Raw genomic sequence first — 16,914 nt, 5'->3', positions numbered from 1 at the left:
ATGCTACACATGAAAATTCTCCGTTACCACTTTCCCATCAAACAGGTTTACAATCCGATGCGCGAAACCAGCATCGTAGGGTGAGTGGGTTACCATAATGATGGTTGTGCCTTCGTCATTCAGTTCGCTCAGTACTTTCATCACCTCCTCGCCATTTTTCGAGTCGAGATTACCCGTCGGTTCATCGGCCAGAATCAGCTTGGGTTTGGCTACCACCGCCCGGGCAATGGCTGTACGCTGTTGCTGACCACCCGATAGCTGCTGCGGGAAGTGGTTGCGTCGGTGCATGATACCCATCCGCTCCAGTGCCGTTTCTACCCGGCTTTTACGCTCGTCGGCGGGGGTTTTCAGGTAGAGCAGCGGAAGTTCTACGTTCTCGTATACGGTCAGTTCGTCAATCAGGTTGAAGCTCTGGAACACGAAGCCGATGGAGCCTTTGCGCAGCTGTGCCCGTTGCCGTTCGGTCATGTTGGCTACCGCCGTTCCGTAAAAATTGTACTCTCCGTCGCTGGGATTATCAAGTAGGCCCAGGATGTTGAGCAGGGTCGATTTGCCACAGCCGGATGGTCCCATGATGGCCACAAACTCGCCATCTTTCACCTCCATGTTAATACCATTTAGGGCGGTGGTTTCTACTTCTTCGGTAGCGAAGAGTTTCTGAAGATTAAGTGTTTGGATCATGATCTGTAAAAATGTCTGAACGGGGATTTAAAATCTAGAAGTTAAAACTCCAATACCTCATTGTCACCAAAATTTTCGTAGCTACTCGTAATGACCTGATCGCCGGGTTGGAGCCCCTCCAGCACTTCGTAATATTCGGGATTTTTACGACCCAGGGTAATGTTTCGCTTCACTGCCCGGTTGCCGGCCTTACTCACGACGTAGACCCAGTTTCCACCCGTATCGGAGAAGAAACCGCCAACGGGCAACAGCGTGGCTTTGGCCGCTTTCCCCAGTTCTAACTGGATGGGCGTCGACTGACCGCGCTTGAGTCCTTTGGGGGCTTCTTTCAGGAACTTCATATCCACATCGATACGGCCATTACGGGATTCTGGATAAACGCGGGTAACTTCCAGTTCGTGCTGTTGTCCGTTATACTCGAAGGAGCCGGTTAGCCCCGTAAACAGGCGGTTATTGTAGTGTTCATCGACACCAACCCGCATTTTAAACCCGTTGAGATCATCAATCTGACCAATGTTCTGCCCCTGGTTGATATTTGAGCCAACTTCAATATCCATAGATGATAACAGGCCGGACACGGGCGCTTTCACCACCAGGTTATTGAGCGTTTGCTGCCAGAGCGCCACGTTTTTCTGCGTACGGGCCAGCGTACCTTCCAGCAGTTTAATCTGCGTACGGGCGTTGTCATCCTGGTACTTCTGGGATTCGACCTCAATTTTCCGTTGTTCAATCAGCCGTTCGTAATCCAGTTTGGCTTTCGTGTATTCCTGGGCCGAAATAACTTTCTGGTTGTATAAAGTTGCCTGCCGGTCGAACACGTCTTTGGCCTGATTGATCTGAAAATCGAGGTCCGACAGCGTTTTGCGCAGGGAAAACCGTTCCACACGCAGCCGTTGCCGGGTATTCTGCAAGTCATTCACCAGCCGGTTGGCTTCGGTTTCTGACTGGAGAAAGTTGAGTCGCAGGGTTTGGTTTTCCAGGCGCAGCAATACATCGCCCTGCTTTACTTTGGTACCACCTTCTACGAGTTTCTCGGTAACATAACCGCCGGCAATGGCATCGAGCCGGATTGTTTTCAGCGGTTGTGCTACACCGGTTACGGCAATGAAATCCTCAAATGGTCCGGTTGAGACGGTCGAGACAGTTATTTTATCTTTTTCAACGTTCAGTTTCGACCGGCGGTCAGTAAAAAAGAACGTATACACCAATAAGCCCAGAATCAGCGCACTGCCCCCGAATAGAGCCATGCGTTGGGTTGTCCAAAATCGTTTAGGTAAGACGCGATCCATTGTTCAATGAGTGATTTAATGAATGAGTGAATGAGTGAATAGTCTGGAGGCCGTGTTATTCAATCCTGAACTCATTGCTCAAAAGGTCTTGTGCCAATAGTCATGCCAGTTAGATCTTGCCTTTGACTATCAGTTTATTAAGCGATACAAAGGCTGTATACCTGTCCGCTTTCGGACGGAAAATGTCCGTTTTTGGAACGCAGGTCAGGCCGGTATGCCCCTTGCTCATTCACGATTTACTCATTTGCAATTGACACGAGCACGTAAGCCGACAGCGTTTGGGACCGGGTGGTAGGATTCAGGAAATCATACGTCAGCTGACTAACGTGGTAATAGGGGAACACGGCCAGCGTACGAACGGTGAAGCCCCGATTGCTAAGGGAATCGGCCAGTTCAGCCGATGTAAATACCTGTTGGGAACCTGTCTGTAGCTGCGCACTCAGGGTAGAATCGGTGCGGGCATACTGCGTAGGGGCTTTTGCATAAAATTCATACGACCAGAAACTACCGCCCCCCACGCCCGTACCAGGTTCATACAAAATGGTTGAGTGGCTGGCTGTGGTCGGCTGAGTATTTGCATAGTCGGCGGCTGCACTACCGGCCTGATAACGCAGAAAAGTAGGGTATAAAAACAAGTTCAATGCACTGGCCAGCACGAACATAACCCCAACCATCCGACCCGTTAACCCCATTAAATTATTTTGCCGGAAGAGCAGAAAGGCACTAATGGCACTAACCAGCATGAATGCCAGGGCCAGTTGACGATGTTCCGGTTGTACCAGGTTCAGCAGCCAGGCCATTACCGCAATCAGCAATAGTCCGATGATGGTTTGAGCAATAGCCCACCGTTGCAGGGCAATTGGTTTCAGACCAACTAAAAACTGCGCTGTCAGGATGGCAAAGAAAGGAAAAACGATGTTCAGATAATGGGGTAGCTGAAAACCTGACAGGGAGAAAAGGGCAAAGGTAGCCAGCCCGGAACCGAGTGATACATACTCAGGACCCGGCTGGTTAAAGAACTGTTTTCGTTGTTGGAACAGTCCCGCCAATGCTTTTCCTACCCCCGCGTACAGGGGTAACGACCAGGGAATAAATGCCCACAGCAGGGTATGGACGAAGAAAAACTTGTCGCCTTCTCCCTTGATAGGACCTGTATTGAAGAATCGCCCAAACTGACTATCCCAAAAGAAAAAACGGATACCCGATACGCCTGTTTGGCCAAAGATTACCTTCTCCGGGTGCAAATCGAACTGTTGATACAGGCAGTAAACCTCAGGGAGAGTGAAAACGAATGACAGCGCAACAGCCACGTACCAGCGTGGTTTCAGTAATTCGCGCCAATGGCCGATCAGTATCCAGTGCAAGACCAAACCTGCACCAATGGGGATAAGTACAAAAACACCTTTGGTCATCAGGGCGCAGCCCGTGAGGAGAGAGCCCACCAGCACATGGAAGTTGCTGGCGGGTGTACCCTTAAACACCCGCCAGAAATGGTACACAGCCCCGATGATAAGCGGCATCAGGTAGGGTTCGGCCCGCACATCGCTGTTGGATAAAACGCCGTGAAACGCTGTCAACAGCACCAGAGAAGCCACTTGTGCTACTATCTTCGGGTAAACCAGCCGGGCAAAATGATAGGTGTAAGCCACACTGCCCAGAAAAAAAAGCAGGGCCGGAAACTTGTATGCGAAGGTATTGATACCGAAAACCCGAAAACTCAGGGCCGCGACCCAAAACGGGAAGTGAGGTTTGTCGAGCCAATCGGTACCTACTGCGTAGAGGTTGACAAAATCACCCGTTTGCGCCATCTGTTTGGCAATACAGGCATACAGTGCTCCGTCAAGTTCCATGATGGGCGGAAACAGCCCCGTCATGTTCAGCAGTACACCAACGGCTACAAGCCCATAAAACCAACGATCAGGAAGAGAATCATTCATTTGGCGGTCTTTACGCTTCGCTGTCATTATACTTTGCTGTCATTACTGGTCCTTACGCTTCGCCGTCATTACTGCCCAAGATTACCAATTAATGACCAACAATGACAACTCAATGACTATTAATGACCACCTAATGATAATAATGACCATTTACGACAATTTGAGAATCAAAGTACGGAAGAAAACCGTAATTCGTTCTTGAATCGAGGTCGGCGTGCAACAAATTCGCCAGTCCGTTATCTTTATACTATGCAAGATGCCAAACTCTTACTCGTTGATGACGACCCAGACGTGTTGCTGGCTGCCCGATTATTGCTCAAACGGCACGTTGGCTCGGTAGATATTGAAAAAAACCCCGAAAAACTGCCGTTCCTGCTCAATAACAATCGATACGATGCCATTGTACTCGACATGAATTTTCAGCGGGATGTGAGCAGCGGACGCGAAGGCTTTGCCTGGCTCGACCGTATTCTGGACCTCGACCCCAAAGCGCGGGTTGTGCTGTTTACCGCCTATGGCGATGTTGAAATGGCCGTGCGGGCGATCAAAGCCGGTGCCGTTGATTTTGTGCTGAAACCCTGGCAAAACGATAAGTTTCTGGACACTATTCGCGGGGCTGTCCGTAAAGGGGAAGTAGATAAAAATCAGCCTGAGGCAGATGGGCAGGGTTCCTCAGCCCGAAAAACCGGTAAGCAGTCTGGTATCATCGGGGCAGCCATGCGGCCTATTCTGGATACAGTTGCCCAGGTCGCTCCCACCGATGCCAATGTGTTGATTCTGGGCGAAAACGGCACCGGGAAAGACCTGATTGCCCGCGCTATTCACGACCAGTCGAACCGGCACAACAAACCTTACGTGAGTGTTGACGTGGGTGCCCTGACCGAAAGCTTGTTTGAAAGTGAGTTGTTCGGCCACGTGAAAGGAGCCTTTACCGATGCCCGCGACGACCGGGCCGGACGCTTTGAAGAAGCCAACGGGGGCACTATTTTCCTGGACGAAATTGGAAACCTGAGCGCATCGCAGCAAGCCAAACTGCTCACCGTACTGCAACACCGTCAGGTAACGCGTGTTGGCTCGAACAAAGCCCGCCCGATTGATGTACGGCTCATCTGCGCGACTAACGCCGACATCTCTGAACGGGTAAGTTCCCGGGACGGTCCGACGGTTCGGTTCCGGCAGGATTTACTGTACCGAATCAACACGATTGAATTTAACTTACCCCCCTTGCGTAGCCGCCCCTCCGACATTGGGCCATTAGCTGACCATTTCCTGAAAAAATACGCGAAGCAGTACAACCGGCCCGTTTCTGGCCTGAGTCCGGCCTTACTGGCCGATATGAAGCAATATCAATGGCCGGGTAACGTGCGTGAGTTACAACATGCCATCGAACGAGCCGTTATCCTTGCCCGTCCTGGTATGGACCGGCCTGACGTGGCCCGACCTGGCGAGGTTCCAACAAATGAAAATTCGGGAGTCTTGCTGGAACCCGACCATTTTATCTTCAAAAATGGGTCGGCCGCGGCATCACCGGTTAACGAAACGCTGCAACTGGAAGATATGGAACGCCAACTGATTCAACAGGCGATGCAGAAACACCGGGGCAGCATCACCGATGTAGCCCGGGAACTGGGCTTGTCGAGGCAGGCACTTTATAGGCGGCTGGAGAAGTTCGGGCTCTAATGAACAAGAAACCGCGTTAACTTAGGCCCTATTACTCCTCCTCAAGTTGCCCTAACTCCCGGGCAATCATTGTCCGGGCTAGCTGCACGACTTCATCCACCGAGCGGTTGGCGGGTTCAATGCCGGGCAGCACCTGCCACGACATCTGCGAAAAAGACCGGAGTGGAAACAAGCCTGTGGGGTTGAAGTGGCCCGTGCCCCGAATGGCAACCGGAACCACCAGCGCATTAGGTGCCCGTTTTAGCAGTGTGGCAACGCCACCCGCCACAAACGGGCGCATAGGATAGGCGGCAGAATATGTTTTTCCATCTTTGGGAGCGCGGCTTCTCGTCCCCTCCGGAAAAATCACCGCCGAATGGTTAGTGTCCTTGATAAGTTTTCCCAGACGGGCAATTTCTACGATAGCCTGCTTTGAGTCTTTCCGATTGATGAGGGCCGCTCCACTTTTACGCAGATTGTAGGAAATTCCCGGTATGCCGTGAGCCAGCTCTATTTTCGATACAAAAAGGGGCGTGTGTCGGCGCAGAAACCAGATAATAGGCGAAATATCGAACATACTCTGGTGGTTAGCCACGAAAATAATCGGTCGGTCGGTAGGCGTATCGGTCCGGTCGTTGAACTGGATGGTACTACCGGTCAAATACCAGCCATAGGCGATAAAGGCATTCATCCAGTCGACCGATTTCTTATGCGCCCGTCTCCCAAACCCGTGCCAGGCAACAACCTGCGCCAGGTGAAAAAAACACAGCACCAGGCCGAAGTAAACCAGGTAAATAACGGTTAGTATATAATCGAGGAGTTTTTTCATACAGTATAATCTGTCAGGATTCGACGCACCAAAATTAATGCACCGATACGGTTCTCCACACAGAAAAAGCGAAGTCCAACCCAATTCAATCAGTTATATTGTCGAACTTTACCCAATCATTTAACTAGTCGTTCATTTTTTTTTGTTTGATCAGTCCATGAGTTTATCTGGCACACGTTTGGAAGTTATGCGATTCGTCGGTGAAAAAATCGACGCGTCCATCGATGCATATTTGAAACCCGTTGAAACAAACTGGCAACCCGCCGATTTTCTGCCCGATACGACCAGAGAAACGTTTCTGGACGAAGTAAAACAGTTACGGGAGAGCACCCGCGAACTGTCGTACGATTATGTAGCGGTGCTGGTAGGCGATACGATTACGGAGGAAGCGTTACCCACCTACGAATCGTGGCTGATGGATATGGAAGGCGTCAATCAGGCAGAGCCCAATAGCTGGACACGCTGGATTAGAAGCTGGACTGCCGAAGAAAACCGGCACGGCGATTTACTGAACAAGTTTTTATACCTGTCGGGGCGGGTCAATATGCGGGCGATGGAAGTATCGACCCAATACCTGATTGCCGACGGTTTCGATATTGGCACCGGCCGCGACCCCTACCGGAATTTCATTTATACCTCCTTTCAGGAACTGGCTACCAACGTATCGCACCGCCGTACGGCTACGCTGGCCAAGCAGGCTGGCTGCGTGCAGTTGTCGAAGATTTGTGGCGTCATTGCCTCCGACGAATTACGACACGCCAAGGCCTACAAAGCATTCGTGTCCCAGATTCTCGAAGTTGACCCGACTGGTATGATGCTGGCTTTTGAGGATATGATGCGCAAGAAAATTGTGATGCCCGCTCACTTCCTGCGCGAAACAGGCGTAAAAATCAGCGAAACGTTCAGCCATTTTTCCGATGCCGCCCAGCGTCTGGGTGTATACACAACGATGGATTACATCGAGATTGCCGAATCGCTGCTGGTCGACTGGAACATCGAGTCTGTCAATGACCTCAGCGATGCCGGTCAGCGCGCCCGCGATTACCTGATGGCCCTGCCCGGCCGGTTGCGCCGGGTAGCCGAACGGACCAAAGTCCCGATGCTGGAGTACCCCTTTAGCTGGATTGCTGCTTAATATGAATCGGTTCGCTATCGGTATCGGCTGGCGTATCGTTAGTATTATCCTTCTGGTCAGTGCCCTTACATACTATTGGCTACAGGCGGTGAATGGGTTACTGCTTTTTCCTTTAGGCGTAGCCCTGTTTTCTATTGTTATCAGTCTATACCGGTTTGTTACCAGCTTAAACCGAAAACTAACCCGGTTTCTGGAATCGGTACGTTACTCTGACTTTGCCGTTGCTTTCCGTGCCGACAGTAATCTTGGCCCTTCTTTCCACGAACTCAACAGCCAGTTTAACGAGGTACTAGATGCATTCCGGCAGGCACGGGCTGAGAAAGAAGCAAACCTGCACTATGTCAACACGATCGTACAACACGTTGGCGTCGGACTACTAACCTTCGATGCCGCCGGGCAGGTGGAGTTAGTTAATCAGGCCGCCCTCCGGTTACTCAGTATTTACCGGCTCCGCACCCTGAATGATCTTGATGCCACGCACCCGGAACTAAGTCATTTGCTGAGTTCGGCCAAGACATCGTCCACCCCGGTTTCGTATCAGACCGGTGCCGATGGTGAACTGTCGGTGCGCTGTACATCGGTTCGGTTGCGCGGGCGTTTGGTCACGGTCGTTTCCTTACAAAACATCCGAACAGAGCTACAACAGCGCGAACTGGAAGCCTGGCAAAACCTGACAAAAGTTCTTCGGCACGAGATCATGAACTCCATTACGCCCATTGTATCTCTGGCTGGTACCATGCGCGATATTGTGGAAATTGATTTGATGGGGAAAGGAGAGGAGGATAAGAAAGAGGGAAAATTGCTCTCCTCCTCTCTTTTTCTCCCTTCCTCCCCCCTTGATGATTTACGTGATGCGTTGACGACAATTGAACAGCGGGGCGAGGGCATTATGCGGTTTGTGGATGCATATCGGAACTTCACGACCATTCCCCAACCCGTTTTTTCTGACGTGCCGGTTGAGCCTTTTCTGCGCAAAGTATGCCAATTAGCGCAGGCCAATGCGCCCCAGTGCCAGCTGACTGTTCGGGTTACCTCGCCAAACCTGGCCATACGGGCTGACGCAGCCCAAATTGAAATGGTGTTGCTGAATCTGATTAAGAACGCGGTGGAAAGTTTGGGAGAGGTAGTGCAACCAACCATTCAGCTCGAAGCCGAATCAGTAGGAGCGCGGGTCGTGCTTCGGGTTATCGATAATGGGCCAGGCATTGAACCAGAAGCCATGGAACAGATTTTCATCCCGTTCTACACCACCAAAAAAACAGGTTCCGGAATCGGCCTAAGTCTATCGCGCCAGATTATGCAACTTCATAATGGCCAACTCACGGCCCTCTCCACCCCAAAGGCCGGGAGTACATTCAGCCTTAATTTCTAGAAGAATGAGCTGGCACATCGCTTGAGTATATTCGCTAAACCACTTTAAAGGGATATCTGACGGCACCTTGGCTAACGGATTTTGAATGACGAATCTGCCATTCCCTTGGCATCAACGCCGATTCAACAAAAAAACGGTCTGTAAGTAGTTAACTTACAGACCGTTGTAATGTGCCGAAGGCGAGACACAAACCTAGTTAATTTTACCATTACGATAGTCCGCTAAAAACACTCAAAAAGCCGCCTTATTTAATCGTATAGGCGGCTTTTCATTTTACACTGATTAAGTAAAATTAAGCTGGATTCAAATAAATCAACTCATTCCGTACACCATTCCGTACACCGTTTCGTATATCTATTTATATTTGGTATATAAACTAAACGAACATACGGACTATGCCACGCACAACTAACAGCCCCGTTACATACCTGCTTCGTGACCCAAAAGCAAAGAAGCCTACTCCAATCACTTGTGCTGTTCGGTTCAATAACGAGCGTATTAATATTGGTACTGGCTTTAAGGTATTGCCTACTCATTGGGACACCCGCAAGAGCCGGGTAAAAAACGTAGTTGACGCTTTGGACAAAGACCAGATCAACGACTACCTGAACAACATAGAGACAGCTATCAGCAGCATCATTACCGATCTGAAATCCAAGCAAATCGAACTGACCAAAGAAAACGTAAAGGCACGTATCGACGCTTTTCTAAATCCCGTTGCCGAGGAACAGAAACCGACCGACCTGTTAGCATTCATTCGATGGTATATTGATACCTGCCCTACCCGGCTTGTACGTGGCTCAAAGGCAAGGTCAGGACGCTTTATTTCACCCGATACAATACGACGCTATAAAACGACGCTGAACGGCTTGGAAGCGTTCGCAGCGACTTACCCGCGCTCACTTGATTTTGACAAAATAGATGCCGGGTTCTACAAAGCATTTACGGTGTGGCTAACAGCAAAAAACTACGCCACCAACAACGTCAGCAAATATATTGAGAATGTCAAAGGCTTTATGAGTGCTGCCGTTGATGAGGACTTTACCACAAATATGGCATTCCGAAAGTTTGCCAATTTGCGGGAAGATTCCGAGAACGTCTATCTAACCGAAACGGAGTTAGAGCGTATCTACTCCTATGACCTGACCAAAACACACCGGCTGGAGAAAGTACGCGATCTGTTCATTTTTGCCGCTTGGACTGGTTTACGCTTTTCCGACTTTTCGACGTTGCAGCCGGAACATATCAAAACGGATGACTACGGAAACCAGTACGTTGATTTACGCCAGCGCAAAACAGGAGGACGGGTGCAGATTCCGATTGTTAACGATGCCGTTACGCAACTACTCGCCAAGTACAATAACTGTCTGCCAGCGGGTATATCGAACCAGAAAACGAACGACTACTTAAAGGAAGTCTGCCAGTTGACCGAGATTAACGAGCGCGTTCTAAAGCACGTGACAAAAGGCGGTAAAGCCGTAGTCAAAACGTCGGACGGTTACAGTAGCGGTCTTTCGTCAGGTGTGGAAAAATGGGAGTTAGTCACAACGCACACGGCTCGCCGTTCTTTCGCTACCAATATGTTTAAACGGGGGATGCCGACGCTGTTAATAATGAAGTTGACCGGCCATAAGAAAGAATCCGAGTTTTTGAAGTACATCAAGATTGATGCTACAGAAACCCTTGATCTGATGCGGCACTATCTTGGACAGAAGCCCGCAGCGACCTTGCCACTGCGCAAAGTATCCTGACCTTATTCACTCAAAAAGCCCACCGAGGTCTGAACACCTACGGTGGGCTGTATCACTTATCGCAGTATGACAATGCCCTACACGGAGAAACAGCTTAACAAACTATTCGCCACTGCAATACGTGCCGCCAATAGTCAGACCTGGACCTCAATATTGGCTGCTAATGACTGGCAATCGGTCTTACCTCTACCTACACTACCAACCCCGCTTCTGGCTTTAGGTGGTGAGCAAATTGCTATAAGTGCATTAAGTGCATCAAAAATACATCGTACTCCACTACGTGAGCAGTGGGAGCCTAAAGCAACCGAGTGGCTACAAAGGACGAAAGATCTCATTGCCCGGCGCAGTATCCATTTAGAACAACTTGTGGGTAATTTACTGCCCAAGATTCAACAGCAGGCTTTTGAAGTGACCGAAAGACGGGCGGTTAAACACTTGTTCCATGCCGTTAAAGATTGGACGCTGGAAGAATTTCTTTACGAGCCACCGTTTACAGAGGATAAAGATTTTCCAGAGGATAAACCGGCTCGCTACTTCTATTATGATTTTGTTATCCAGCTATTCAGTCAGCTATCTGTTAGCGTGAAGGCAGCAGGACCTGCGAAGGATTTACTACCTCAATATACTTCTTTTGAGGAACTGTTCAAAGATCCCACTGATATTGCCCCATGCGTTAAGGTGCTGCATCAATACGAGGCAGGAAAAAGTAAAAAGGGCTTCAAAAAGTTTGTAGTATTGGCTTGGATTGACTGGCTATACGATAAGAAAAAGATTCGCACTAACAGCTTTGAGATAGTTGCACCCATATTGACTAAAGAGTTGGACGGATTTACCGTAAGCAAGCGTACCTACTACGATACGGCCAAAGGTAGCAAGGACGCAAATCTTTTTTTTAAAATCAATATTCCGCACTAACCGCATCAGTGCGGAATGTGCAAGTTTTCGCCTAAACGGTGAGCCAATTTTGTCCCATGTCTAACGCAAAATTTGCAAAAACATGGATGCAAATAACTTCATTCTAACAACTCCCGACCAACTGAAAAACTTGGTTGTTGAATCGGTGGCCGTTGCCTTTCAATACCACCGCCCGGCCATTACTCCAGCCCCCGATGCCGACGAACTTTTAACGCCCGAAGAAACGGCCACCTTGTTGAAGGTTAGTAAAGTCACCGTATGGCAATGGAGCAAACCCACCCCCGGCATTCTTAACCCGCGTCGGATTGGAAACCAAGTTCGGTATCTACGCTCTGAGGTGATAGCAGCAGCCCGCCCAACTAAAAAGGGGACAGCAGCATGAGTCAGCACCAGACCCCCGGCATGGATAAGCCCGTCCCCGGTTTCCGTCAATTACAGGCTTTCATTACGGAACAAACCGCCCGCAAGTCCCGAAGTACTTCCAAGCCGAGGAACGAAACGGCGAATGCATTAACGCGCCGTATAGTCCAATACGTGCGGGCCAACGGTGGGTGGGCTTCACGAATCAACAGCACCGGAACGTATAGAGCCGACTTGAAAAAGTTTGTCAATAGTCAGCAGGTTTCGGGCTTGCCAGATGTGCTAGCTTGCATAAACGGGCAATTTGTTGGTATCGAGGTCAAAGTCGGGAAAGACCGTCTGTCAGAAATGCAAAAACAGACACACGCGGACTTAACTGATGCAGGGGCAATTATCTATGTGGCTCACTCATTTGATGAATTTACGGCGTGGTTCAAATCCTATATTATACCTATTCCTCAAAGGCCAATCCCCATTTACCACCAACGGCACCCAATTCCGCACCTGGCTACCCCTGATCTCGATAGCTTCAAAAAGAATTAAGGCCAGATTATTCAAAAAAAGGGCCGTATGCCTGCCAGCATCGGCCCATCTAAAACTTTATTGCTATGTATCAGCAACACGACAAAGATAGGCCCTACGACGTTCATATCGACGGGTTCGACCCAGCGCAATTTGAACAGCACAAGAGCGAGAATGCCATTAAAGAAACCCTACAGAAGCAGATCGCCACCAACAATGAAGAAGCCGCTAGACAGCAATTATTAGCTCCCTTGCTGGAACGGGAACGGCTCTTATCGGATGCCGCTACTAAAGCCGTTGTTTTTAGCCCTCCTTTGATTAGTCGAGCCGATACCGGAATTATTGGACGCGGAACGATCAATATCATTCAGGGTGCTTACGGTAGTCATAAGTCAAGACTGGCTGAACTCTTAGCCGCGCTGATGTTGACAAGTGAACCTGATAACCCGCAATTTCTGAATTTTGAACGGGCAGTCATGGAGCGGTTTAGTATCTGCTACATCGATACCGAACGAAATCAGAGCGAGGAATTGCCCTTTGCTATTCAGGGAATCAAACTAAGAGCAGGTTACTCTTTGTTAGATTTACCCGCTGACTTTCGCTTTACGTCCATTAAAGCAACTGAGCGCTCTCGACGTTTCGGTGCTATAGAAGCGTTTATTAGCCACGTTCGCAATACTACGGCATTGCATCTATTCGTCCTGATTGACGTGGTCACCGATGCTGTAGGAGACTTTAACGACGCGAAAGAATCCATGCGGCTCTATGACTTTATCGGCAATCTGTGCGATAAACATAACGCTACCTTTTTGCTTGTTATCCACCAGAACCCCGGCACCGAAAAAGCCAGAGGGCACACTGGCACCGAAGCCGCCAACAAAGCCAGCACCGTTTTACAGATTGGTTTCGAAAAAGATACCAGCGGCAATGATACCGACTTGATACGATTGCGCTATCTGAAACTACGGCGAGGCAAACGACCTGAACCTCTCTATCTGCAATTTAGAAAAGAATCCAACGGTCTGGATTTGGCCGGAGCCGATCAGGTAGCCGCACACATCAACCACCGCAAACTAAAAGCCGATACAGAGGATATAGCCGACCGGTTGATTAGTTTGCTTACAGATGGGCCTATGATTAAAGGAGCAGTGTTCAAGGCGCTAGAAAGCGAGTTTAGAGCCAAAAACGCTACCATCCGGGAACGGCTGAAAACTATTCGGGAGGAACAACCGACCATGTTCGATGAGGAAAGCCGCTCCGTTCGATTGGATGAGTTTCGCAAAGGACGCGATCAGTTTTACCAATTGACGCCGATTGACTAAAAAAGTGTCTGCCAACTGCCAAATCCCCTATATGGCCTTTGGCAGTTGGCAGACACTTTCTGTACTGCTAAAATATGTCTAGCACCTGCTTTGGCAGTTAGCAATGACTGACCTATCCGACATAAAGATGCCTACTTACCAACTAACACAAGACGTGCTGAATGTATCGGTTAGTTGTTTCAAAAACTATGAGACCCCCGCCAACCCCGTAACGATTAACCTGCTTACTTGGATTCGTTCGGAAAAGCACCGCCCTAAGATTGAAGCCTTGCGGCTAGTTGATGATAAGGTCCTACGTGATAGCATCAAAGCCACCTTGCCCGCTATTACCCCAAGTGGGGTATTTACCTACCGGAAAGAATCCGACCTAGTGCCGGGTAGTCATACCCGCCTGATCCAGTTCGATATTGATTTGGCCGATAACCGCCAAATACGCAACTATGCCAGCCTGAAACTCCAAATTAGCAAACTCCCCTTTGTGGCTTATTGCGGCCTGTCAGCATCAGGAAAAGGGTATTGGGGACTGGTGCCGATAGCGTACCCCGAACGGCACGGTCAGCACTTTGACCGACTCAAACGGGTATTTGCTCACTACGGTATTCACATTGATACGAAGCCCCGTAACGTGGCCAGCCTACGCGGTTACTCGTACGACCCTGCCCCGTACCAGTCTGACAAAGTGATGCTTTTTGAATGGCACGACTTACCTAAACCTCAATCCCACCCCACCTGGAGTAATTCGGCCGTTCAGAGTCGCCTTAAGGGGCTATATGAGGATGAACTACAAAACCGGCTGATACGCTTCACACAAGCCGCTGGTGAGGGGCAACGGCACGAAACATTATTGAAAGCGGCAACGGTAGCAGGTGGATACATAGGAGCGGGCCGACTGGATGAGCAGACCGCCATTTACGCGCTAGAGACAGTAGCGAGTGGATGGCCGACGTTCACCAAATCCCAAAAAACTATTCGGGATGGTATTCGATACGGTATGACAAAACCCATTTATTTAGGTACCTAAACCTATTCATACAGTCATTACCTGACCACATTCTGTATCCAGTTAAAGTTAATACAATTACAGAATGAGCAGATAATCCTAGATCGATATTTAAACCTGACAAATCACAAGTAGAGTAACTGACTACCCAATTTTGTGCTAAATATCTTTGATAACAGCAAAACAACCAGAAATCATAAGCTTCAATAAAGTACAATATTATATGGCACTGTTAAACAATATTATACATGAAATATATCATATTAGATGTATTTCATGAAGCACCTGGAGGTAAATTTTACTGATAAAGAAAACAACAAAAATTGACAGCAAACTAATAAACCAAGCTGTTATTCTCATAAGTTTGAACAAATACTTCTGCTGTATCATTGTTGTGAGCGGATACAGTTAGTTTGCCAGTTTCATCTAAGTGTAAAGTTACAGTCATGCTAGATTTTCCAGCAATATCAGGTATGAAGCCTGTTACCTTAAATTGAAGATGGTTATTAACATCAATATTATCTTCAGTACTACAAATAATGACATTACCAATACTCATGTTATCAAAGCCACTGTTTAGTGTTATTGTTTTATTGCAAGGTACTACTTGGTTTTTTTCTATAAACCTTAAAAATTTCCCTGATATCCCGCCAATTATAGCAATCATACCTAGGGATAAGCTTGCCTTTTTCTCCATTTTAAGAGCAAGTACATCTTGCTCCTTACTAACTAACATTTTTGAATCAGTCAATAAATTTGGTGCAATTTCAAAAATTACGGGTGGGTCATTTTTTTCGTTCTTGTATTGAAGATCATAGATTATATATTCGTTAATACCACCTTTCTCATGAGTGCTTTCGGGCATTACTTTCCTTTCGATTTTTCCTTGAACTATATCTAATGTGGAACATAACTTTAGAAAAAATTCCGAGAATTGACTAATGATATGCTTATTGCCTTTTGTAACTACTATGTTTTCGTAATTTCTTTTCTCAGAAAAATATGTCCAGTTATATGACCCATTTATTAAAACATCTTCATCAATTAAACAAAATTTATGATGAATTGGCTTGTCGGGATGGCAAAACATTAACTTTCCTTTCATGTCAATGAATTTTTGAAAATCTAATCCATCAACTCTATTATTAATATAGTCATCTAGTATTATAATCTGTATATCCAAACCGGCAGATTTTTTCTCGATAATCTTCTCGAATAGTTCTTGGCTAGTAAACCAAGCAACAGCTATTTTAATAGATTTTTCTGCTAGGTCAAGTTCATTAATGATAGCCTGTCTAATTCCTGAAAAATATGCTGTTTCCATGCTTTATTAAAATAATACCTTTTTTGCTTAGCCACCGCCTTCGTGCCTTATAAAACGTGGTATTATAAGGCTGTTTCAGTTAGGTAACGATATAGTAAAGTCCTTTTTTGTGCCCAGCATTTAAACGATAATAGTCTATTCTGTATCAGGCATAAGCTTCTCGAACTCATTTTTATCAATCGGAACGATTGTTTTATTCTTATAATATTTTACATAATATTTTTTCAGACTTTCCATGTCAGTTTTTAGTAATTTGATATAATCCTTTAAATAATCCTCTGATATTACGTCAATAAGTAGAGTTTCAGGCTGGTCTTGGAACCTATTAAACTCATATATTATATGTTTCTTTTTTTGTATGTCAATAATTTCTCCATCTTGAGAAGCTTCGTATAAATCATTTTGAAGTATTAGAAGAGGATAATGAATCTTTGCGTAAACTTCATTTCTAAAAACCGACTTTGGAAGCCAATCACTAAAGTCCTCATTAACTTGAACTGTACAATCTAATAGTTTATTGAAAGTATCGTAAAGTGCATCAGGATGAGAGGCTAACCATTCATCGTTTTTTGCTTTTTTAGGAGAAAAAGAACAATATTGAGTATTAGATTTAATCTGATTATAGTGAAATCTTTTATCTTTAGTTGGCTTTGTTGCATGGCTACGTAGGTACTCGCATTACAGCTTTGGGCATCCCTAATTTTGTGAATCGGTTTAGGCAGTTTGCCTTCACGTGAGCTTCAGCTTGTTGATTGGCCAGCAAACGGGTTGATAACCGCTCCCCGAAGGTCGTCTTCCAGCGGAACATGCCCGTTTCC

At 47.4% G+C, this 16,914-nt stretch carries 14 protein-coding genes; 9 read left to right on the top strand and 5 right to left on the bottom strand.

Annotated elements, in window-relative coordinates:
- Positions 1-3: 3 nt before the first annotated feature.
- The 3 genes from B157_RS0120765 to B157_RS0120750 all read right to left on the bottom strand — a co-directional run bounded on the left by B157_RS0120765 (position 4) and on the right by B157_RS0120750 (position 3,907).
- A complete protein-coding gene (locus tag B157_RS0120765) occupies positions 4-681 on the bottom strand; it encodes an ABC transporter ATP-binding protein (protein ID WP_020605232.1) in 678 nt (225 codons plus the stop codon).
- Between the two features lie 41 nt (positions 682-722).
- Positions 723-1,970, bottom strand: a complete 1,248-nt coding sequence (locus tag B157_RS0120760) for an efflux RND transporter periplasmic adaptor subunit (RefSeq protein WP_026308848.1) — start codon at positions 1,968-1,970, stop codon at positions 723-725.
- A 236-nt stretch (positions 1,971-2,206) separates the two neighbouring features.
- Positions 2,207-3,907 (bottom strand): ArnT family glycosyltransferase, encoded by a 1,701-nt coding sequence (locus tag B157_RS0120750; protein WP_020605229.1) that lies wholly within the window; start codon positions 3,905-3,907, stop codon positions 2,207-2,209.
- 249 nt (positions 3,908-4,156) lie between these two features.
- On the opposite strand from B157_RS0120750, the gene B157_RS0120745 reads away from it, so the two are divergent.
- Positions 4,157-5,587, top strand: coding sequence for a sigma-54-dependent transcriptional regulator (locus B157_RS0120745; RefSeq protein ID WP_020605228.1), 1,431 nt, complete (start codon positions 4,157-4,159; stop codon positions 5,585-5,587).
- Positions 5,588-5,618: 31 nt separating this feature from the next.
- Here B157_RS0120745 and B157_RS0120740 read toward each other — a convergent pair whose 3' ends face one another.
- On the bottom strand, positions 5,619-6,395 hold the full coding sequence (locus B157_RS0120740; RefSeq protein WP_020605227.1) for a lysophospholipid acyltransferase family protein: 777 nt from the start codon (positions 6,393-6,395) through the stop codon (positions 5,619-5,621).
- A gap of 187 nt (positions 6,396-6,582) precedes the next feature.
- On the opposite strand from B157_RS0120740, the gene B157_RS0120735 reads away from it, so the two are divergent.
- From B157_RS0120735 to B157_RS0120700, 8 genes are all read left to right on the top strand, one after another.
- The gene (locus B157_RS0120735) at positions 6,583-7,530 is read left to right on the top strand and encodes an acyl-ACP desaturase (RefSeq protein ID WP_020605226.1); all 948 of its coding nucleotides are present in this window, start codon (positions 6,583-6,585) and stop codon (positions 7,528-7,530) included.
- A 1-nt stretch (position 7,531) separates the two neighbouring features.
- Positions 7,532-8,902 (top strand): sensor histidine kinase, encoded by a 1,371-nt coding sequence (locus tag B157_RS0120730; protein WP_020605225.1) that lies wholly within the window; start codon positions 7,532-7,534, stop codon positions 8,900-8,902.
- 395 nt (positions 8,903-9,297) lie between these two features.
- Positions 9,298-10,653, top strand: coding sequence for a site-specific integrase (locus B157_RS35815; RefSeq protein ID WP_041952222.1), 1,356 nt, complete (start codon positions 9,298-9,300; stop codon positions 10,651-10,653).
- Positions 10,654-10,725: 72 nt separating this feature from the next.
- A complete protein-coding gene (locus B157_RS0120720; protein ID WP_157618526.1) occupies positions 10,726-11,568 on the top strand; it encodes a hypothetical protein in 843 nt (280 codons plus the stop codon).
- An 82-nt stretch (positions 11,569-11,650) separates the two neighbouring features.
- Entirely contained in the window at positions 11,651-11,950 is a 300-nt protein-coding gene (locus B157_RS0120715; RefSeq protein WP_020605222.1) for a helix-turn-helix domain-containing protein, read from the top strand.
- Positions 11,947-12,471 (top strand): VRR-NUC domain-containing protein, encoded by a 525-nt coding sequence (locus B157_RS36935; RefSeq protein WP_020605221.1) that lies wholly within the window; start codon positions 11,947-11,949, stop codon positions 12,469-12,471. Before B157_RS0120715 ends, B157_RS36935 begins: the two co-directional genes overlap by 4 nt.
- Positions 12,472-12,536: 65 nt before the next feature.
- Positions 12,537-13,772, top strand: a complete 1,236-nt coding sequence (locus B157_RS0120705; protein ID WP_020605220.1) for an AAA family ATPase — start codon at positions 12,537-12,539, stop codon at positions 13,770-13,772.
- A 103-nt stretch (positions 13,773-13,875) separates the two neighbouring features.
- A complete protein-coding gene (locus B157_RS0120700; protein ID WP_084761850.1) occupies positions 13,876-14,793 on the top strand; it encodes a BT4734/BF3469 family protein in 918 nt (305 codons plus the stop codon).
- A 313-nt stretch (positions 14,794-15,106) separates the two neighbouring features.
- Here B157_RS0120700 and B157_RS0120695 read toward each other — a convergent pair whose 3' ends face one another.
- Complete coding sequence (locus B157_RS0120695) at positions 15,107-16,096, bottom strand: phospholipase D-like domain-containing protein (RefSeq protein ID WP_020605218.1); 990 nt, start codon at positions 16,094-16,096, stop codon at positions 15,107-15,109.
- Positions 16,097-16,914: the final 818 nt, after the last annotated feature.

The organism is Spirosoma spitsbergense DSM 19989, assembly GCF_000374085.1.
Classification (GTDB): domain Bacteria; phylum Bacteroidota; class Bacteroidia; order Cytophagales; family Spirosomataceae; genus Spirosoma; species Spirosoma spitsbergense.
Note: the sequence above shows the minus strand (reverse complement) of the source record. Positions and strands in the feature narration are given on the sequence as shown.